General features: G+C 65.3%; 18 protein-coding genes. 5 read left to right on the top strand and 13 right to left on the bottom strand.

The genetic code is table 11. The features are described from left to right. Positions 1 to 54 precede the first annotated feature (54 nt). Positions 55 to 780 carry an alpha-1,2-fucosyltransferase gene (locus AC1MFI_RS00445; protein WP_479818730.1) on the top strand — a complete coding sequence of 242 codons (726 nt, stop codon included), beginning with the start codon at positions 55 to 57 and terminating at the stop codon, positions 778 to 780. Continuing rightward, positions 717 to 1,748 carry a glycosyltransferase family 2 protein gene (locus AC1MFI_RS00440; protein WP_479818728.1) on the top strand — a complete coding sequence of 344 codons (1,032 nt, stop codon included), beginning with the start codon at positions 717 to 719 and terminating at the stop codon, positions 1,746 to 1,748. Before AC1MFI_RS00445 ends, AC1MFI_RS00440 begins: the two co-directional genes overlap by 64 nt. Here the strand turns inward: AC1MFI_RS00440 and AC1MFI_RS00435 are convergent. The 5 genes from AC1MFI_RS00435 to AC1MFI_RS00415 all read right to left on the bottom strand — a co-directional run bounded on the left by AC1MFI_RS00435 (position 1,734) and on the right by AC1MFI_RS00415 (position 6,448). After that, on the bottom strand, positions 1,734 to 2,858 hold the full coding sequence (locus AC1MFI_RS00435) for a glycosyltransferase family 4 protein (RefSeq protein ID WP_479818726.1): 1,125 nt from the start codon (positions 2,856 to 2,858) through the stop codon (positions 1,734 to 1,736). The genes AC1MFI_RS00440 and AC1MFI_RS00435 overlap by 15 nt on opposite strands. Next, positions 2,851 to 3,990 (bottom strand): glycosyltransferase family 4 protein, encoded by a 1,140-nt coding sequence (locus AC1MFI_RS00430; protein WP_479818724.1) that lies wholly within the window; start codon positions 3,988 to 3,990, stop codon positions 2,851 to 2,853. Before AC1MFI_RS00430 ends, AC1MFI_RS00435 begins: the two co-directional genes overlap by 8 nt. Next, positions 3,990 to 4,559 (bottom strand): arsenate reductase/protein-tyrosine-phosphatase family protein, encoded by a 570-nt coding sequence (locus AC1MFI_RS00425; RefSeq protein ID WP_479820948.1) that lies wholly within the window; start codon positions 4,557 to 4,559, stop codon positions 3,990 to 3,992. Before AC1MFI_RS00425 ends, AC1MFI_RS00430 begins: the two co-directional genes overlap by 1 nt. Positions 4,560 to 4,591: 32 nt before the next feature. Next, positions 4,592 to 5,905, bottom strand: coding sequence for a UDP-glucose dehydrogenase family protein (locus tag AC1MFI_RS00420; RefSeq protein ID WP_479818722.1), 1,314 nt, complete (start codon positions 5,903 to 5,905; stop codon positions 4,592 to 4,594). 102 nt (positions 5,906 to 6,007) lie between these two features. Next, positions 6,008 to 6,448 carry a VanZ family protein gene (locus AC1MFI_RS00415; RefSeq protein ID WP_479818720.1) on the bottom strand — a complete coding sequence of 147 codons (441 nt, stop codon included), beginning with the start codon at positions 6,446 to 6,448 and terminating at the stop codon, positions 6,008 to 6,010. A gap of 291 nt (positions 6,449 to 6,739) precedes the next feature. Between AC1MFI_RS00415 and AC1MFI_RS00410 the strand changes: the two genes are divergently transcribed. Both AC1MFI_RS00410 and pth read left to right on the top strand, forming a co-directional pair. After that, the gene (locus AC1MFI_RS00410) at positions 6,740 to 7,390 is read left to right on the top strand and encodes a 50S ribosomal protein L25/general stress protein Ctc (protein ID WP_400485060.1); all 651 of its coding nucleotides are present in this window, start codon (positions 6,740 to 6,742) and stop codon (positions 7,388 to 7,390) included. Between the two features lie 14 nt (positions 7,391 to 7,404). Continuing rightward, a complete protein-coding gene (pth, locus tag AC1MFI_RS00405; RefSeq protein ID WP_479818719.1) occupies positions 7,405 to 7,989 on the top strand; it encodes an aminoacyl-tRNA hydrolase in 585 nt (194 codons plus the stop codon). A gap of 132 nt (positions 7,990 to 8,121) precedes the next feature. Here pth and AC1MFI_RS00400 read toward each other — a convergent pair whose 3' ends face one another. From AC1MFI_RS00400 to AC1MFI_RS00370, 7 genes are all read right to left on the bottom strand, one after another. Further along, positions 8,122 to 8,913, bottom strand: a complete 792-nt coding sequence (locus AC1MFI_RS00400; protein ID WP_479818718.1) for a PIG-L deacetylase family protein — start codon at positions 8,911 to 8,913, stop codon at positions 8,122 to 8,124. Between the two features lie 34 nt (positions 8,914 to 8,947). Further along, positions 8,948 to 10,072 (bottom strand): glycosyltransferase family 4 protein, encoded by a 1,125-nt coding sequence (locus AC1MFI_RS00395; protein ID WP_479818716.1) that lies wholly within the window; start codon positions 10,070 to 10,072, stop codon positions 8,948 to 8,950. 4 nt (positions 10,073 to 10,076) lie between these two features. Further along, entirely contained in the window at positions 10,077 to 11,666 is a 1,590-nt protein-coding gene (locus AC1MFI_RS00390; protein WP_479818714.1) for an ArnT family glycosyltransferase, read from the bottom strand. Then, positions 11,663 to 13,141, bottom strand: coding sequence for a glycosyltransferase family 4 protein (locus tag AC1MFI_RS00385; RefSeq protein WP_479818713.1), 1,479 nt, complete (start codon positions 13,139 to 13,141; stop codon positions 11,663 to 11,665). The genes AC1MFI_RS00390 and AC1MFI_RS00385 overlap by 4 nt, the downstream gene beginning before the upstream one ends. Then, positions 13,141 to 13,962, bottom strand: coding sequence for a glycosyltransferase (locus tag AC1MFI_RS00380; protein WP_479818711.1), 822 nt, complete (start codon positions 13,960 to 13,962; stop codon positions 13,141 to 13,143). The genes AC1MFI_RS00385 and AC1MFI_RS00380 overlap by 1 nt, the downstream gene beginning before the upstream one ends. Positions 13,963 to 14,135: 173 nt before the next feature. Continuing rightward, positions 14,136 to 15,254, bottom strand: coding sequence for a heparan-alpha-glucosaminide N-acetyltransferase domain-containing protein (locus AC1MFI_RS00375; protein WP_479820946.1), 1,119 nt, complete (start codon positions 15,252 to 15,254; stop codon positions 14,136 to 14,138). A gap of 54 nt (positions 15,255 to 15,308) precedes the next feature. Beyond that, entirely contained in the window at positions 15,309 to 16,319 is a 1,011-nt protein-coding gene (locus tag AC1MFI_RS00370; RefSeq protein ID WP_479818709.1) for a GNAT family N-acetyltransferase, read from the bottom strand. Positions 16,320 to 16,513: 194 nt separating this feature from the next. On the opposite strand from AC1MFI_RS00370, the gene AC1MFI_RS00365 reads away from it, so the two are divergent. Further along, positions 16,514 to 18,025 carry a lipopolysaccharide biosynthesis protein gene (locus tag AC1MFI_RS00365; RefSeq protein ID WP_479818707.1) on the top strand — a complete coding sequence of 504 codons (1,512 nt, stop codon included), beginning with the start codon at positions 16,514 to 16,516 and terminating at the stop codon, positions 18,023 to 18,025. Here the strand turns inward: AC1MFI_RS00365 and AC1MFI_RS00360 are convergent. Next, entirely contained in the window at positions 18,010 to 19,104 is a 1,095-nt protein-coding gene (locus AC1MFI_RS00360) for a right-handed parallel beta-helix repeat-containing protein (protein WP_479818706.1), read from the bottom strand. The genes AC1MFI_RS00365 and AC1MFI_RS00360 overlap by 16 nt on opposite strands. Between the last annotated feature and the right edge of the window lie 59 nt (positions 19,105 to 19,163).

Raw genomic sequence — 19,163 nt, 5'->3', positions numbered from 1 at the left:
CTTAGAGGGGGATTTGGCAACCAGCTATTTTGCTGGGCTAGAGGGTTACAACTTATGCACGAGGGACGCAAGGTGTTGTACGACCGGGGGCGTTCCTTGGGTCGCGGTTATGAACTTGGCCATTTGCTGGAAGCGCGGAAGATTGCTATTCCAAATCGCGTGTGGCGTCGGCTTCTGCACAGTGGAGCGTCTCACAGGAACCGCGTGTTCGAGCTCGTGACTGAGGACCAAACAGTGCCTCCGCAACTCAGTCCTAAAGGCGCTCCTGTCACTTTTCATTGGGGATACTGGCAGTCATCGGACTATTTCTCAGATATCAGGGGTGAGGCGGCTACAAATGTGAGTAGATGGCTAAATCTCGCTTCGCGCAATGAGTCTTCTGTTTGTCGGATACACGTGCGCCGCGGAGACTACGTAACCGACGTAGGTGCCGCGCTCACTCTCGGGGCGTTGTCGCTTGAGTATTACCAGGATGCAATCGGTTTAATGAGAAATCGCGGGTATGACAAGTTTGTAGTCCACACCGACGACGCCTCGTGGGTGCGCGAGCGACTTATTGGGAAGGACATACATCTTTCAGAGTCTACTACTGCTCGTGAGGACTTTTGCTCTCTGGCTGCGGCATCGGCAATAATAATGTCTAACAGCTCCTTCAGCTGGTGGGCCTCTCTCATTGCGTCTGAGCGCGAGCATGCCGAAATAGTCGGTCCACAGAAATGGTTCGCGGACGAAACTCTGTCGAGCGAGCGGCTGATGGAGGAACCTTGGACCAGAATCTAGATGTAATAGCCGTTGCGATTTGTACCTACCGTCGACCGGTGACGTTGGAAAATGTAGTTCGTGCGATAGTCAGCCAGATCGCTGAGTTGGACAAGAGCATCAGTGACATCTTAAGCGTGCGTTTAGTGGTGATCGATAATGATCCTGAGAAGTCTGCCGAAGTCGTTGTTGGTCGCCTTCAATCTGCGGGTCGCGGATCTAATATCTCCTACGTGACTGAGCGACGAACAGGAGTCGGGTGGGCGCGCAATGCTGCCTTCGAAGCGGTCCGCGGCGACTCAGCGTTGATCTTTTTTGATGACGATCAGGTTCCAGACGACGGTTGGCTGGCCACTCTGCTTGAGAGGCATTTGGAGTATCCGCGTGATCTGCTTGTAGGGCCGGTCACGCCGCTTCTGCCTAGTGATGCTCCGCCCTGGGCGCACCACGTCTCAGGATGGGGAGCACGCTTGCATCCAGACAACTCGATTCGCCCACATGCTGGGTTCGGCAACATCCTCCTTCCGAGCGGCGCCCTCAGCTCTCCTTCGTGCAGCGTCCCGGGTCCGTTTCTCCTCGGACCAGGGGAAGACACGTTGGTAACGCGGATGCTGGCGAAAGAGGGGTTCTCACTGAGGACTGTCCGACACGCATCAGCTCGGGAGCCGGTTGATCCAAGCAGGATCAAGAGGAGCTGGCTCCAGGCAAGAGCGAGAACCAATGCGAACGCTTGGGCGAAGGTTCTGCTACATACAGGGGAGTCGCCGTGGAAGATTCTGGCGTATGCCAGCTACTCGGTGTACAAGGCGCTGGTGGCCGGCCTTCGACTATCTCTGAAGAGGCAAGAGATTCAAACGATTGCTTTTGAGCGTTCAATGGCAGTGGTTCAGGGATACATTGATTTCTACAGCAGCTGGTATCGGACGAGGAGCTTTCTTCGAGCTGCGTCTTATGCGGGCGAGGTGCTTCATAAATTATTCCAGCGCTGAAACCATTCCAGAAACGAACGCAGTAGCAGTATTGTCTATAGACAAAGTGCCGCTTTCCTCGCGGCAACCGTTACGGAGACGTTCAAGTTCAGTCGGAGAGTTAAGCAAGCCGCCCAGAGTGGAGGCATACGCTTCTACGGAGTCGTTGGAAAATACACTCGTCACTCTGTCGGTAAGGTAGTCAACTTCGGGAGCGTGCCAAGACCAGTTTGTCGTGACTATAGGAACGGTCGTTGCGAGGCTGTCAGCGGCGATGAGGCCGACCCTCCCAGGCATAGCAATAGCCTCGCTCCCTCGCAAAGCGAGTGCTTTCTCCCGGCCCGACAAGCTTCCGAGGTAGATCACGTAGGGCTTGCTGCAAGCTAATTGGCGGACTAAACCGCCTAGCGGTCCTTGCCCGGCCACGAGGAGGCGAAAGTCGTTATCAACTTTGTATATCCTGTCTGCGGCTTCCAACAGGAATGCTATTCGCTTGCTCTCATCAAGTCCACCAATGAAAATGGCAGTTTTGCCCTGCAGGTCATGCTCCGCCTTAAATGATTCAACATCCTCTTGAGACACTGAGGAGTAGTTATCACTCAGTGTGCGAGTGTCGATGGTGTTATTGAGAGTTGTAATTCGCTGGGCGGGGAAGCCAAGGGACGCGACTGCTTTGGCCCCACTTTGTGTATACGCAAAAAACCAGTCCGCGCGCAGGGTAAGTTGGTCTCGAAGGAGTTGCTCCAAACGATTTGCTTGTAGCACATAATCTTTGCCGTGCCCCCAAAGTGCAAACTTTGACGTCCTTGTCGCTCGGGGCAGAAACATCCTATAGCTATCAAGGTTTCGGCGCGCCTGTTCCATTACTACCAAATCTGCGTTATCTATTATTTCGCCTACCTGACGAAGCACAAGTCGACGCCCCATTAGTGAATATTCGCGTTGCTTGATGTAAGCCGAACTAGATATTTTGCCGACATCGTTTCGGGCCGCTTGCGTTTGACTCGGAGTGCCGCTTGCTACTGTCACGTGTATATCTGCATCTTCTGATTTTTCTTCGATCGCTTCGTACAACGCTTCGCGATATTTCGGAACATACTCCTGCAGAATGACCACCCGTCGCTTACTCATTCACAACCTCCTCATAGGCTGATTCTATATTCGTTAGCCAAGCCCGCTCGGTATAAAAGTTCTGGAAGTTTGTTCTTGCTTGTGCAGCGAGAATATTCAGAGTAGGAACTTCGGTGTTGACTGCTTCCGTCAATTCTTTCGTATTCGAATATACTCGACCACCGCCCCGGGCGGAAATATCATCGGCGGCTGCGTTTCCGCTTCGACAGATGACCGGGCGCCCGGCACCAAGCGACTCAAGGTATACCAGCGGTGCCGCGCCCTCCGCCCAGCGGCTCGGTAGCACAAGTCCTTTGGAAGCTTGAAGTACGTTCGCGATTTGTTCTTGAGTTGCCCGGCCCATTATCTTGATGTTCTTCGAACGAAATTCATCCACTTGGTCACGAAGGGGGCCGTCCCCGTAAACTTCTATGACCTGGTTGTCGGGCCACTGCTGTAGTAGTTCAAGTATCCCTTTCTCAGGGGAGAGTCTTCCCACAAAGGCCCATGCGGCGACTTCGGAAATAGCAATCTTCTCCGCCGAGATGCTTGGTCGCCTGAAGTTTGGGACGACCGATATTTTCGTTTTGTCGAGGCCATAATTTTCGTATATTTGCTTGGACCTGTCGGACAGCATAATGACTCGATCGGCCCTGTTCAGCAGCTCGCCTAGGCGGTTTGCCTTCCTCGTGACTATTGCCAGTGGCACCGTGGCTGGCCGGGACTGCCGGTAGCATGCATGCTTGATTGCGTTGAGAGTTCCCTGATCGGGGCAGAGAGTGCAGGGCTCTCCGTCTCGGAAGAGGGTGCCCGCGGCGCACATCGGCCGGAAGTTGTGGACTGTGGAAACGATCGGGCCCGACCACTTACGAAGCCAAGAAGTTGCGAAGTTTGGGAAGAGATTGTGGACATGGATAACGTCCGGGCAAAAATGCTCGAGTTCGGAAAGGGGTGAAATTCCACGCCCCAGAGAGACGCTGGCTGCGGTTCGGGCGGAGTAGAGTGGTCGGTCTCGCAGTTCGTCTGTGTGAGCTGCGATTAGCCGAACTTCATGTCCGGCACGCTCTAAGGCCGCGACCTGATCAATCACCGCTATGTTCTCGCCACTTGGTGAATCGTTTGAGTAGAAGCTGTGAACTACTGCGATCTTCATCAGGCCGTCGCTCGTCCGTGATGCGGAACTTCGGTCAGACCCTCAACTATGAGATTGATTGCCGACACGATCTGTTTATATGACTGTTCATAGTCAGAATCCGCCCTTTTATAGGGGTCTATTACATCAAGATTCTGCTGCGGAACGTTACTGTTATGCGAGCGAAGGCGTGGTGCCCATTCTGAGACGTTATGCAATGTTCGCTCTGCCTTGCTGCCTTGTTCGAGGTTCGCTCCGTGTACGAGATTCGCGAACTCTCGAAGCGTGTATGTTTTCCTAATGCTACCGGGAGATATTTCTAGGACTCTCCGCCGGTGCTCACGAGCTAGCGCGAAGATTAGGTCAGCGCCTGCAATCACGTTCTCGTCAACTTGTCGGGCTCTGAACGTCTCGTACGAAAGCCCCGAACGTGCTAATTGCTCCGCTACATGGTTATCAATTTTATGGCCAGAAAGGGCGCGAGTTCCAGCGCTTGTAATCGAAAAAGACTGTTCTGGAAAGGAGGTGCTGAGCCTTTCCTGGAGCAGTCGGGCGGTCATCGGGGACCGACATATGTTGCCGGTGCACACGGTTAGTATGCGGAAGGGTGTCGATGTCGATGTCACGGTCGTCCAATACCTTTGTAATTCCAGCCCGCTGCACGCCACGCGTCACAGTCCAAAACATTGCGCCCGTCTAGCACATTCTTTGTCCGAACGAGGGAGCCCGCCTCCTCCGGCGTAATATCTCTATACTCCTGCCATTCGGTGAGCAGGAGGACCGCATCTGCCTTTTTCATGGCCGTATGGGTGTCTGCTTCGTACGTGAGTTCCGGGAATCGACTGCGTGCGCCTTCAATCGCTTCCGGGTCCGTAACGGTCACGTCGGCGCCCTGTAGTTGCAACTGCGCCGCAATGCTCAGCGCTGGGGAATCGCGGACGTCGTCGCTGTTGGGCTTGAAGGCCGCTCCCAGGACTGTGACGCGTTTGCCCAAAAGGGAGCCGCCAACCAAGGTTCGGGTCAGGTCAACGACGCGCGTACGTCGCCGCACGTTGATGTCGTCTACCTCGCGAAGGAACGTGAGCGCCTGATCGGCGCCAAGCTCACCTGCGCGCGCCATAAAGGCTCGGATGTCCTTCGGAAGGCAGCCTCCGCCGAACCCGATGCCGGCATTCAGGAACTTTCGGCCGATGCGCTCGTCCATGCCGATCGCATCCGCGAGGACAGTCACGTCAGCACCCGTGACTTCGCAGACCTCGGCCATGGCGTTGATGAAGGAGATTTTGGTTGCAAGGAAGGAATTGGCTGCGGCCTTCACTAGCTCAGCGGTGGCATAGTCGGCTACCAGCCGGCGTGTCCCAAGCGACAGGGGAGTGTTGTACACCTCGTCGAGAGCGGAGGTGGCTCGCTCGCCGGCATCGCCTTCCGGCACCCCGTATACAAAGCGGTCCGGCGAGAGTGTGTCCTTGACAGCGAAGCCTTCGCGGAGAAACTCGGGATTCCAAGCGAGGACGGCATCGGGGTGGCTTTCGGCCAGGTCGTCTGCCAGCCGCGCAGCAGTGCCGACTGGCACCGTGGACTTGCCGACCACGACGTTGCCCGGTTCGAGGGAGTCGAGCAGCGAGCTGAAGGCGCCGTCCACGTAGCGCATATCGGCCGCGTACTCGCCCTTGCGCTGGGGGGTGCCGACGCAGAGGAAGTGCACTTCCGCGCCCTTCGCGTCCGCCATATCGGCGCTGAACTTCAGCCGTCCGGTAGCGAGCACCTCGTCGAGGAGCTCAGGCAAACCGGGTTCGAAGAATGGAGCACGGCCAGCCTGCAGATCGCCGATCTTCCGCGGGTCGACATCAATACCGATCACGTCATGGCCCAGTTTCGCCATACATGCCGCGTGTACTGCCCCCAGATAGCCGCAACCGATCACGGATATACGCATATGTGTTTGTCCCCTAAAAAGTTCCCCAGTGCAGCCGATTCTAGTCCGGACTGTTCGCTTGGACAGACGTAGGACACCCGCGTGGTGTTAACAAAATGTGAACTAGCGTGTGCGGCCAGTAGCACGCAGCTGTAGGACGGCCCAACCCAGCAGCGAGCCGATCACGGAGCCGAAGGTGTTGGCGATGACGTCCTGCGGCGTCGCGAACCGTTGCGGGAGCAACACGAGCTGGGTGAGCTCAATGATGATCGAAAGAGTCATCCCCGCCAGCGGTCCTGCCCAGCGCCAGGACCGCGGCGCAAGGATGAACCAGAAAAGGCCGAAGGGGACGAACATCACCACGTTCGACATGAACTCGACCGAACTGTAGGTGACGAACGCGGGCAGTCCATGGTCGTGGAGGAATGCCAGACCCTGCCGCAATCTCCCGCCTCCGGCACGGTCCACAGGGGTCGGCCACAGGACGATGCACGCGACGGCCGCCAACCACACCGCGCACAGCGCAGCTGTCACGGTCTTGTACCGGTGGGAGGGAAGCGGCACAGAACTCAGTGGAGCCTCTTCGAGGATGGGTCGGACGGATGACAGGGTAGTTGCCCCATTATCGCCGTCCGACGTTGACGAACAGCCCACAACTCGCGTTCCTGTACTATTGAACGCGATGCCTAGGCGAGGGAGCGGGCCGGAGTAAGAACTATCCGGCCGTACTCCGTGATCGACGGTGGCTAGCGACTCTACTGGTTTCTAGACGACTGCCCCACGCGTGTTCCTTCCGCCCCGGTAACGTCCCAGTGCTCCCGCAGACAGCTTGAGCCATAACGTCCAGGAGAAACCATGTCCGAGCAGAAGCTCGCAGCACACGTCCGCACCGAGTTCGGCAAGGGCTCGGCCCGCCAGGCCCGCCGCGCCAACATGATCCCCGCCGTCATCTACGGGCACGGCGCCGATCCCATCCACGTCCTCCTGCCCGCGAAGGCGACCACCCTCGCCGTGCGCACGCCCAACGCGCTGCTCACGCTTGACATCAACGGCGAGGACCACCTGGCCCTCGTCAAGGACATCCAGCGCAACCAGCTCAAGCGCATCGTGGAGCACCTCGACCTCCTGACCGTCCGCCGCGGCGAGAAGGTTCAGGTGGACGTCGCCATCCACGTCGAGGGCGAGCCCGCCGCCGACGCCGTCCCGAACCTCGAGGCCAACACGGTCCTCGTCGAGGCCGACGCCACCAACCTGCCCGAGACCCTCACCGTCAGCATCGAGGGCCGCGAGGTCGGACAGCACGTCCTCGCCTCGGACATCGTCCTGCCCGCAGGCGTGACCCTGCTCGTCGAGGCCGACTCCCTCGTGGTCAACCTGGCCGCCGAGGAAGAGCAGGATCTCGGTGAGACTCCTGAGACCGACGCCGACGTCGAAGGCACCTCCGAAGGCGCGACGGCGGCTGACGCCGACGCCGACGCCGTCATCACCGACGCCGACGAGCAGTAAGCAGGATCCGCACGGTGTCCACTGACACCTGGCTCGTAGCCGGGCTCGGGAATCCCGGGCCCGGCTACGCCGGCAACCGCCACAACGTCGGCCAGATGGTCCTCGACCTGCTCGCCGCCCGGCTCGGCGGGCGCTTCAAGTCCTCCAAGGCGCAGGCCGTCACCCTCGAGGGACGCCTGGGCATCGGCGGCCCCCGCCTGGTCCTGGCGAAGCCGCTGACCTACATGAACATCACCGGCGGCCCGGTCTCCACGCTCGCGCGCTTCCACGACGTCGCCCCCGATCATGTGATCGCTGTGCATGACGAGATCGACATCCCCTTTAACACCCTCAAGCTCAAGCTCGGTGGGGGAGAAGGCGGACACAACGGTCTGCGGGACATCAGCAAGGCCCTCGGCACCAAGGACTACCATCGAGTCCGCGTCGGCGTCGGGCGCCCGCCCGGACGGCAGGACCCGGCCGACTTCGTGCTGAAGGACTTCAGCACCGTGGAGAAGAAGGAACTGCCGTTCCTGCTCGACGACGCCGCGGACGCCGTCGAACTCCTCATCCGGGATGGCCTGCTCGAAGCCCAGCAGAAGTTCCACCCGCAGAAGTAGGACCGGCGGCAGAGGACGGTTCCGTGCCCCTTCCGGCAGCCCTCCTGCGCAGCCGGTTCGAGACGGCCGTGGAGAATGTCGCGAGTTCTTTCGCGGCGACCGTCGCTAGTGCCTGACGGGCACCAGCCGGCCCTACTGCGTCGACGCGAAGTAGGTCTCCGGCACCACGGGGATCTGCCCGTCCGGGAACAGGGCATCCGCCTGCGTCCCGTAGCCCCTGATCATCGGCTGCTTCGCGGCGAGCTCCCGGTCCCAGGTACCGCTCTCCAGCCCGTGCTCGCCGATGAACCGCTCCTCCAGGGGAAAGGACATGCAGTACGGGAAATCCGCGTAGTACACCACCTGGTCCGGGAAGAAGCTGCCCACCAGGCGCGTGATCACGTGGTCCACGTGCCGGCCCACTCCCAGCGGACAGAACAGCAACTCCGCACCCGTCTGATCCAGCATGTCCTCGACGCTCATGCGTAACGCCCTGATGAGCGCCCTGTCACCCCGGGAGATCCGCCCGAAGGCGATGTCGAAGCGGTAGGTGGGGTACCGGTACACGAGCTCGGGCAGCAGTCTCTTCAGGAGCTCGAACCCGGGGACAGGGCGCCGCTCCCGAAAGAGGGCGTCCGCCAGCCCGAGGTGCACGTACCGGACACCCAGGTGTTCGAGCACCTGGCGGTCCTCCGCCCGCCTGCCGCTGAACAGCGTCTCCGCATCCGGCGCGGCGCACTGGCTGACGTACGTCCTGGCGGCCCGGGTGTGGGGCGGAGCGGAGGTCTCGGTGAAGAGGGTGGCCACCGTGATGTCCCGCGCCCTCGTGCTCTCCTTCAGCAGCGCGCCGCAGGACAGCACGGCGTCGTCCAGATGGGGGGACAGGAACAGCCACGGGTTGTTGCCGAGCAGGGACCGCTGCAGGCGGGGCAGGTGAGTGAGCACGGGAGCCTTCCAGGAAGTGGGACGGACGTGTGTGTCAGGTGGATGCCAGGGGCGCCCCTACTCCACTGCGGTAGATGCGGGCCTGCCGCTGCGCCAGCGCATCCCAGTCGAAGCCGCGGGCGAAGTCCCGGCCCCGCCGTCCGGCGTCGAGCAGTTCCGCCTCGCTGCCGTACCGCAGCGTGAGCTCCCTGGCGAGCCCACCGACGTCGAACGGCGCCACCTTCCACCCGCACCCGGCGGGCACCACTTCCCGGAGGCACGGGATGTCGAAGATGATCACCGGCGTTCCGCAGGCCAGGGCCTCGACGGCCACGAGCCCGAAGGTCTCGTGGCGGGACGGCACGACGACGAGGCGGGCCGAGCGCATCAGGGCATGCTTGCGCTCGCCGGACACCCAGCCCACCAGCTCCACGGAATCCGCGATGCCCAGGGTCTCGATGAGGCGCTCGACCCTCTCCTGGTCCGGCCCCGTTCCAGCGATGATCAGCCGGTCCCCGATGCGTGGCGCAGCCTCGGCCCAGGCGGCGAGGAGGAGGTCCAGTCCCTTGAGGTGCAGTTCCAGCCGGCCGACGAACAGCACGTGCCGGCCCAGCTCCGTCTCGCCCTCGAGCGCCCCCGGGTCGATGCCGTTGCCGACCACCTCCACGCAGGCAGCGGGATTGAGCGCGGCCAGTTTGTCCGCCGTGCCCTGGGAGACCGCGATGAGCCGCGAGTGCGACCGCACGCCCCACCGCTCCAGCCAGTGCAGGGGGAGCCTGTACTGCCGGGCCTTGTCACGGGCGTGCAGCCACTGCACCATGCCGATGGTCGGTCGACCGGTCCAGAGGGGAGCGGCCATGGTGGAGAACGGGGCGAAGAAGTCCTCCACCACGAGGTCGGCCTGCTGCCGCCGCCGTCGTGCCTCCAGCGGCAGCCGGGCGATGTAGCCCAGCAGCCGGGTGAGGCGGTTGCGCCCCTGCCCGATGCCCACGGGCACGTAGTGCACGCCGTCCTGCACGCGCTCCCGGGCCCCGGGGTACGTGGTGGTCAGGACGGTCACCTCGAAGCCGAGCTCCGCCAGGCGCCGGTTGATCTGGTGGGTGCGCACGGACCCGCCCCCGGCCCCCGGCATGAGGGGATCCTCGAAGCCGAGGTGGAGCACCCGGAGGTCCGCGGCCATGGTGCTACCTCTCGGATTCGTACGTGGCGGACGGGAAGCCCACGTTGTCCGCGGCGCCCCGCGCCAGGGTGGCGTCGTCGACCTCCCACAGGACCGTGCTGCCGTTGGTGGGGCCGTCGACGGCGAACAGCGGCTCGCCGTTGGCCTTGAGCCACTCCAGCATCTCCGGGCGGGCGTAGCCGTAGCCCAGGGACGTGGGGAGTTCCTGCGTGATGATGTAGTTGGCCCCGTTCTCCTGCATGAGGGGCGCCGACGGCCACACCCCGATCCGCGGATCGTCCTCGAACGCCACCTCGCCGGTGCTGTTCGAGACGCTGACCCGGGCATCGGCCGGGAGGTTCTCCTGCATCCAGGAGCGGACCTGCACGAAGCCGTTGTCGATGGTCACCAGGGTCCGGAGGCCGACCGCCAGGGCAAGGGCCACGAAGGCGACGGTGAACAGGATCACCGGCGTGCGCAACCGCTCCCTCCGTTCCACGAGCTCCACGGCACAGACCGCTGCGCTGACGGTGCCGGCGAACAGCACCGGGTACCCGTACTGCTCCTCGAGGGTGCCGAACGCAACGCTGTAGAAGCCGAACAGGCCGAACATCACCGCGGTGAGGCCGATCAGGCGCCGGCCCGCCACCCTGCTGAAGCACAGGATCACGCCGGTGACCGGACCGATGGCCAGCAGCAGGTAGGAGGACCCGAACTGGCCCAGCTGGTCGAGGAGCCGGTCCACCAGGCTCGGTGCCCCCGCCTCGTTGAATCCCGTGGTCTGCTCGATGCCGACCATGCGCCGCACGCCGTTGGTCTTCGCCCAGATCCAGGCGCCCAGGAGGCCGTTCAGGGCCAGCACGCCGAGATAGGCGGTGTAGGGCACGGCGGAGGCCAGCAGGATCCACAGGGCATCCCGCACGCGGAGGGTGCGCCGCCACACCGTGGCCGCGACCACGGGCGCGACGGCCCCGAGGACGTACACGTCCTTCGTCAGCACGGCATACCCCAGCAGCAGGCCCGCTGCCAGCAGTTTCGCGGGGCGGTACCTGGCCTGCGGGTGGACCATCAGTGCCACGATGATCAGCAGCCCGGCGAGCAGGGCGGCCATCCCGAGGGTCTCGAGGAACACCCGGCTGTTGTTCCGCAGCACGAACGGCTCGATCATGAGCACGCCGGCGATGACCCAGGCCGCCGCTTTGTTGGCGACCTTCCAGACCAGCACGAAGGCCAACCCCACCGACACCGCGCCGATCACGGCGTTCAGCCACCGCAGCTGCAGCACCAGGTCCATGCTGTTGCCCGTGATGCCGAACAGCTTGATGGCCGCGCCCTCCACGAGGAAGTAGCCCGGCGGGTGCAGCAGGAAGGGACCATCGGGCAGGTTGGGGATCTGCCCCATGCTGATGGACTGCCCCAGCCGGGCGTACAGCATCTCGTCGAGCCAGAGCTCGAATCCGCGCACCAGCCCGATGGAGCGGACACCGAAGGCGGCGGCGACGACGACGGCGAACCCCACCAGCGTGCCGAGCGTCAGCCGGGGGCCTTCGGGCACGAAATGGCGGGGAGGTGGTGGCACGTCGGCCGACTCCGCGTAGGTGACCGACGCCGTCATGGCAGCCCGTCCTTGGCCCGGGTCACACCCTCCGCGGGGCCCGCGGGCGCAGCAGGGCCGGCGGGGGCAGCTGGGCGCCTGGGGCCGGCGAGGACCCTGTCGCGGTCGGCAAGCGCGATCTCGGCCTCGACGATGCCGAGTCTGCGCAGCACGCTGCGTGCATCCGTCTCGTCGCAGCCGTTCAGCAGCACGCAGGTGTCGGTGCCATCCTCGGCCACCTCGTCCGTGGCCCGCAGCGACCGGTAGGGGTCGAAACCCTCCGGCGTGCGGAACCTGGCATGCGCCGCCATGTCCGAGCGCGCCCGCCGCCGCTGCGCCCTCGCCGTCCCGGTCAGGCCGCCCTCCTCGACGAGGATCCCGGCGAGCAGCGCGGCGCTGCGGTCCCACGTGAAGCGCGCGGCCCAGCTCCGGCACGCCTCGGTGATCGTCTTGGCCTTCGCCGCGTCACCGACGAGCTCCAGGGCCTTCACCGCCGCGATGCCGAATTCCTTCGCGCTGTCGACCAGCCAGCCCGTCTCGCCGTCGAGCACCGAGTCCCGGATACCCGGGACCCGCAGGGCGACACAGGGAACGCCCCAGGCGTTGGCCTCGATGACGGAACAGCCCCAGCCCTCGGCGGCGGAGGCCGACGCCGTGATCCACGCGCGGCTCAGGAGGGCGTCCCGCACCTCGTCCGGCTGGTAGCCATGGAACGTGACGGTCGACAGCAGGTCCAGGTCCGCCGCGATCTTCTGCAGCCGTGCCCGTTCCGGGCCGTCCCCGACGATGTTCACGCGAAGCCGGGGGATGGCCTCGGCCACCACCGCGACCTGCCCGAGCAGGAGGTCCATCCGCTTGTGCGGCACCAGCCGGCTGACGACGGTGATGGTGGGGTCCGGGTCCCGTGGGCCCACCTCCTGCGGCGGGTCCACCGTACCGTTGGGCACCACGAAGATGGGGCTCGTGTACCCGAGGCGCCGCCGCAGTTCCTGGCGGGTGGACGGGGACACGGCGGCAATGGAGCGCCTGCCGTACACCACCCGGGCGGCGTCCTTCTCGAGGAACCGTCCCACCGTGGCGAGCGGGCTCGAGAAGCGGGTCGCGAACTGGTCCTGGTGCACGTGGTGGACCACCTGCACGATCGGCGCCGAGCGTGGGAGGAAGAGGGGCGAGAAGAACGGGATGCCGTTCTGGCAGTCGATGACGCCGTCGAACTTCCGGCCGCACCGGAGCAGCCAGAACGCCGCGGCCGGATAGAGGCCGAGCGGCCCACCCGAACGGATCACGTCGATGCCGTCCACGACGTCGTGCGGCGACTGCCCGGGGCCGCGGCCCGTCACCCACGTGACGAGCGCCCCGGCCTCGACCCAGCGCACCGCGATCTGGTGCATGTACTGTTCCGCGCCGCCCGCCTGCGGGTGCCTGACATCCCGCCAGTTGAGGACGAGGAGGTGCTTGCCGGCGAGCCGCTCGATCGGCACGGCGGAGGAACCCATCAGTAGACCCTCGGCATCTGGAGGACCGTACTGAAACTCGCGATGCCGTCCCGGACGGGCCGGAAGGTCGAGGCGGGGCCGTCGGTCCAGACCACGGGGACCTCGAGGATCCGCCCTCCGGAGCGCTGGATCCGCTGGAGGAGCTCGACGTCGAAGGCGAACCCCGTGGTCCGGCACTCCACGAGGGCGCGCTTCACGGCGCCGAGTTCGAAGAACTTGAAACCGCACTGCGTGTCCGCGATGCCCTGGACCATGCGGCGTGTCATCAGCCGGAAGGCGGTTCCCCCGACCCTCCGGCCCAGGCGCTGTGGCTGGACGAAGGTGGCTCCGGACACGTGGCGCGAGGCGATCACGGCGGCTGCGCCTGCCTCGAGGTAGGTCATCGCCGCGTCCAGTGTGGCGATGGGAGTTGCGCAGTCCGCGTCGAGGAATCCTGCGAAGTCCGCGTGGCTGCTCAGGAGGCCGCGGCGGACGGCGGCGCCCTTGCCGGGCTGGGCGCACCCCATCAGGCGGATGTCGACGTCGCTGCGTGCGCGGGCGCACCGCCTCACGACGCCGCTCGTGTCATCGACGCTCCCGTTGTCCACCACCACGATCCGGGAGGACCACGGCTGGGACGCGAGGAAGTCCACCGTTGCCTCCAGCGTGGCCGGGATGCGCTCGGCCTCGTTGTAGGCAGGGATGACGACCTCGAGGTGAACGGGTCTGTGCGGTGGGGCGGGGGCGGCCGGGTGGACACCCGGCGACCGGCCGACGGCGGCGGGTCGTCCTTCGTGGGTGGTGTTCGCATGCTCGCGGACGAGACTCGATTCCGTCTCCACGGCTCTCCTCGGGTTGAAGCTCCTCGGCGGACCTGTTGGTTCACGCAAGTATCTGCAGCCTCGACGCTAATCAGGGCCGCCCCATGGTGCACGGGTAGGGGGTACTTCACTTCTCGTGCGCCTTACTCGGCCGGCGCTGAGGGAATACCCGGGCTGCCGCCGGCCGTCGTGTTCTAGCCGGCGGCCAGCACGCGGTCCCGGGTCCGTCTCGTTGCGGCCGTCACGAGGCCTTCGAGGGGACCGTTCGCGTGGCTGCGGCGCCACTGGATCGCGAAGACGGTGGCGACGGCGAGCTGGATGAGCAGGGAACCGCTGGGCTGGTTCGCCAGGAAGCCGGTCGCCAGGACGAGCAGGTGGGCCGAGTACAGGGTGAGTGTCATGCTGCCGAGCGCCGCCAGCGGCGCCAGCTCGGCGGCGGCGATGCGGGACAGGAGCAGGACTGCTCCCAGGGCGGCCATCGACGTGCCGACGGTATTGATCTTCTCCAGCACCGTGGTGGAGTGCGGGGAGAGGACGACCTGCCACCAGAGCGACGTGGTGGGGAGCCGGCCCTCGGGCCCCCACACCAGGATCCGGCGGATCGCCTCCGCCCCGAGGTCGGGCGATGCTTCCGCCAGGCGCCTCATGCCACCCAGGGGACCGAGGAGGAAGACCGAGAGCAGCCACGTGCCGACAGCGAGGACCAGCCCGGTGAGCATCAGCCGGAGCTGGACGCGACGGGACCCGAGCTCGAGCCGGCCGATGGCGAGCCCGGCGCAGAGGTAGGCCATGTAGGGCACGGCGGGGTACTCGCCCGTCAGCAGCAACTGGGTCACCAGGACCAGGGGCTCTACGACGAGGGAGGTGAAGGTGGGGTTGAACCCCGGGCCCGGCAGGGAATCGCGCAGCAGCTGGACGACGACCGGGCCTGCCACCGCCGCCATCACGGCAAGGAGAGCCAGCGTCCTGGCGGAGAGGCCGAGCAGCGGGACGGCCAGCAGGAACATCACCCCGTAGTAGGGCAGGATGATGGACACCGGCGTCGGGGCGTAGCCGATCGCGAGCCCGACGGCCAGGATGAGAGCGGCCCGGACCGCCACGGATGCCCGGGCGGCCCTGAGTGCGGTGCCCTTCACCGCGTGCCGTCCTCCGGACCCGAAGGCGAGCGACACCCCCGCCAGCAGGGCGAACAGGGCAGCGGAATGACCGGCGAAGATCCGCCAGAGGACGGTGGGTTCGAAGTCGTAGTCCTCCGGTGGGAGGACATGCACGATCATCAGGCCGATGAGCGCCAGACCACGCGCGCCATCCACCGCGATCAATCGCGGCTTCCTCACTGGTTCCCGTGAGCGCATGCGTTCTCTTTCCTACTCGTTCGCCCGGCCCTGCGTCCGCTGGACGCCCGCCCGTGCGTGGAACCTGTCCGCCGCACCCGCCAGGGCCCGGCGTCCCGAGATGACCAGCCGTTTGGCGCGGTAGAACAGGTGCGGGGACAGGGCGACCAACCGTCGCTTCACGACCTGCTCCGCGGCATCACGGGTGCGGCGGGCCAGCGGGGGGTGCCCGTAGCTGCCGACGAGTTGGACATGGGTGGCGTAGTACCACTTGTAGGGTTCGGCGCCCAGCAGGAGGTCGAAACTCCTGTGCCCCTGGCGGTAGCTGTACTCCAGCAGGCGCAGGCGCAGTTCCCGGCCCACCCCATACACCGCGAAGGCCGGATCATACGCCGACAGCAGGTCCAGGTACTCGCCCTCCCAGAGGAACCCCGCATGCACCGCGACGTAGTCGCCGGCGAGTTTCAGCGTCGACACCACGAGGTGGCCGTCGTCGAAGAGGCTTCTCAGCATGACGAGGGCGTTGGGGTCCTCGAGCGTCTCGTGCCCACCCTCGTACTGCGCGATCTTCCATTTCACGCAGAGGTCCAGTGCCTCGCCACTGGTGTCGCCGAACGTGAAGACCGGTTCGCCGAACTGCTCCGTCGTCCTTCTGAGCTTCTTGCGGCGAGCGGCCAGAAGGTTCCGGCTTCTCTTGCCGAGCAGGGCCAGGTACTCGTCCCAGCTGGAGAAACGCTCCCAGACGACGAGCGGCGCCACGTTCTCGCTGGCGGGCACGGACCCGGCCGGATCCTCGTCCGCGAGGGGTACCACGGACGTCACGAGCCTCGGCAGGTACTTCACGGCCTCCCGGGGCGAGCCGTCCGACGGCACGGATTTCACGTAGTCGTAGAACGGCCCGGTTGTCAGGATCCTGCGGCCGCCGACCTCCGCGAGACGCACCTGCCCGCCCCGGATGCCGTACATCTTGAACTCGACGGTCCTGGCCCGGTGGTACTCCACGGCCAGGGCTCTCAGAAAGGGGTCAGATGCAAAGAAGTCCATGCCTATCGTCCTACCGTCGCCCGTGGCCGGGAATGGGAGCCCGCCGCTTTCCGATCTGGCCGGCGCGCCCAGTATAGGGGCCCTGCCGGGTAGTGGGGGGCGGCACGAAGCGAGTAGCCGGTACTCGTGCCGGCGTCCTGCGCCCGACCGTACTCTGGCTTCCTGTCCTGCTCGAAAGCCCTCTGGGGAGATACGTGACGATAGGTCCCATTTCCGAACTCCAGGCCGGACTGGGCCCGCACGCCGAAGGCGTGGAGGCGCCGGCCGCGAGTGCCGGAGTTGCCCGCTACGGGGTGCTCCTGTCCGTCGGCGCCGGGTTCGTCGGGGTCCTGAGTTACGCAGTCACGCTCATCATGGCGAATGCCCTCGAGCCCACGGACTTCAGCCAGTTCGCCGCCGCCCAGATGATGCTGGGCATGGTGGGCATCGTGACCTCGGCACTGGTTCCCCTGCCGCTGTCCCAGGCGGTGACCGCCCATCCGGCCGGTTCGGAAGCACGGCGCGACGCGATGGCGTTCGCGGTCGCGGTCTCCGTGGCGGTGGGACTCGTGGCAGCCCTGGTGACCGGGGCGATCACGGCGGGACTCGGCTCGGCCCCGACCGCCGCCTTCGTTGCGCTGTCCGCCTTCGTGCTGTTCGTCGGAGCGGCACCGTCCGGCTGGATCCAGGGAGAACTGCGCTTCGTGCGGTACACGGTGAAGTCGGTCGGCGAGGTCCTCATCCGGCTGGTCTTCTCGCTCCTCGTCGTGCTGTTCGCGTGGGGTGCCCCCGGGGCCGTCCTCGGCTTCGCCATGGGCGGTCTGGCCCTCCTGGTCACGCCCCGCTCCTTCCTCCGCGACATCACCTGGCGGCCGCGGGTGCTGCGCCAGCGATGGCGCTGGGCGGAGACCTCCGGCATCGCCTCGACGCTCTGCATCGTGTCGGTACTGGTGGGGATCGACGTAGTGCTCGTGGCCTTCCTCGACGGCGGCTCCACGGCGGCAGCAGGGCTGCAGGCCCTCGCATCCATCGCGAAGGCCCCGGTGTACGTCGCGGCGGGGACGGTCATCGTCGTCTTCCCGCTCCTGCGCCGCCCCGGGTCCGACGTGACGGCGATCCTCACCGATGCCCTGCGGTCCTTCGGCCGGCTCTCGCTCGTGGCCTGCGCGGTGATCGCGACAGCCCCGCACCCCCTGGTGGCACTCGTCCTGCCGGAGCGCTACCACGCCTCATTCACCCTGCTGCCCTGGCTCGCGCTGTCAGGCCTGGGATATGCCGCCCTGACGGTCCTCGCCACGGTCCTGCTGGCCCTGCGCGCGTATCGGCGGTGCCAGCTGGGGCTCGTGGCGGCATCGGGGCTGGTGCTCGGAGGCCTGTTCCTGGGCTGGGACCGCGGCGGCGTGGAGGGCATCGCGATCGGCTGCGCGGTGGGTGCCATGGCCTCGGCGGCCGTCCTGACGGTGATCGCCCTTCCGCTCCTCCCGCCGTCGTCCGGCCGGATGGCGGCCACGGGTTTCATCGGGGCGGCCCTCTTCGCGCTGCTGCTCGAGGCGGCCGCGGGGCAGCCGGCGGTCTGGCTGCTGATCGTCTTCGCCGCCGGGCTCGTCGTCCTGGCCCAGCTGAGGGAGCGCGGCCCGCTCGAGGTGGTCCGCGGACTGGGCGTGTGGCGCCGCTTCAGGTCACCGCGCACCGCGCGCCACGCCGCGAGGCCTCAGCAGCGTTCCTGATTCCCGTCCACCACGTGCCCGGTTGCCGGCGCTATGTCGATGGCCCCGCTGCGGCAGATCGTGTTGCGTTCCACGCGGATGTTCACCAGATCCCCCTCGAACGCGATCGAGTCGCCGTCGTTCTCGAAGAACGTGTTGCCGATCACCGAGATGTCGTGGACGGACTGGGTGCCGCCGTCGTAGTAGCCCGTCCGGATACCCGAGGGCGAGCCCCAGAACCTGTTGTCCTCGATGGTGATGTTGTAGATCTCATGGCCCGAGACGGCCAGCTGCATGCCCGCACCGTGCGAGCCGCCCCGGACGTCGTTGTCCCGGTAGACGACGTCGTGGACCGCGCTGCCGATCGTCTGGGCGACCAGGCCGTCGTCGCCGTCACTGCCCCGCCGCTGGTCGATCCGGTTGCCCACCACGGCGCCGGAGTGCGAGTCGGTGATGTGGATGCCGTCCAGCTGGTTGTACCTGCCGGACGACTCGGCGACCGTCGAACTGTCCCGCACGCAGAAGTCCCGGCTGCCCACCACTGCTATGGAATAGGTGAAGGGATTGCGGGTCGTCACGCCCTCCACGAGGGCGTTGACGGAGTGCCGGACGTCGATCAGGTACTCGTTGAGCCGGCCATCGACGTTGCCGTCGAGCACGTCACCGCTCTGGTCGGCGGTCAGGTCGGCGATCGTGACGTTGTCCGCTCCCTCGGTGGTGATGATGGGGTGCCCGCCGTGGGGCCCCTTCGTGTCGAGGAACCGGGCGGACGCCTTGAGGACCGTGGCGGGCCCCGAACCCCTGAGCGCCACGTTGTCCCTCAGCAACAGCGGGCGGTCGATGTCGAACCGGCCGGCGGACAGCTGCACGATCCCACCGCCCTGGCGGGCAGCGCTGTCGATTGCCGCCTGGAGCGCGGCGGAGTTCCCGGAACCGGAGACGTCCGCCTGCACCACGGTGGTGGCGCTGCTGCCGGTCGCTGTGCAGCCCCGCTGGGTGTTCGCGCTGAACGCGGAGACCATCACCACGAAACCCACGACGACGGCGACCAGGAGCGTCGCCCCGAGATGGTGCTTCCTCGTGAGACGGTGCTTCCTCATGAGACGGTGCTTCCTCATGACTCGACCTTCTGCCTGCGCAACGGGGGAGGGGGATTTCA

Source organism: Arthrobacter sp. BC5, from assembly GCF_056680255.1.
The sequence above is the reverse complement of the archived record's forward strand: the minus strand, read 5'-3'. Positions and strand labels throughout refer to the sequence as shown.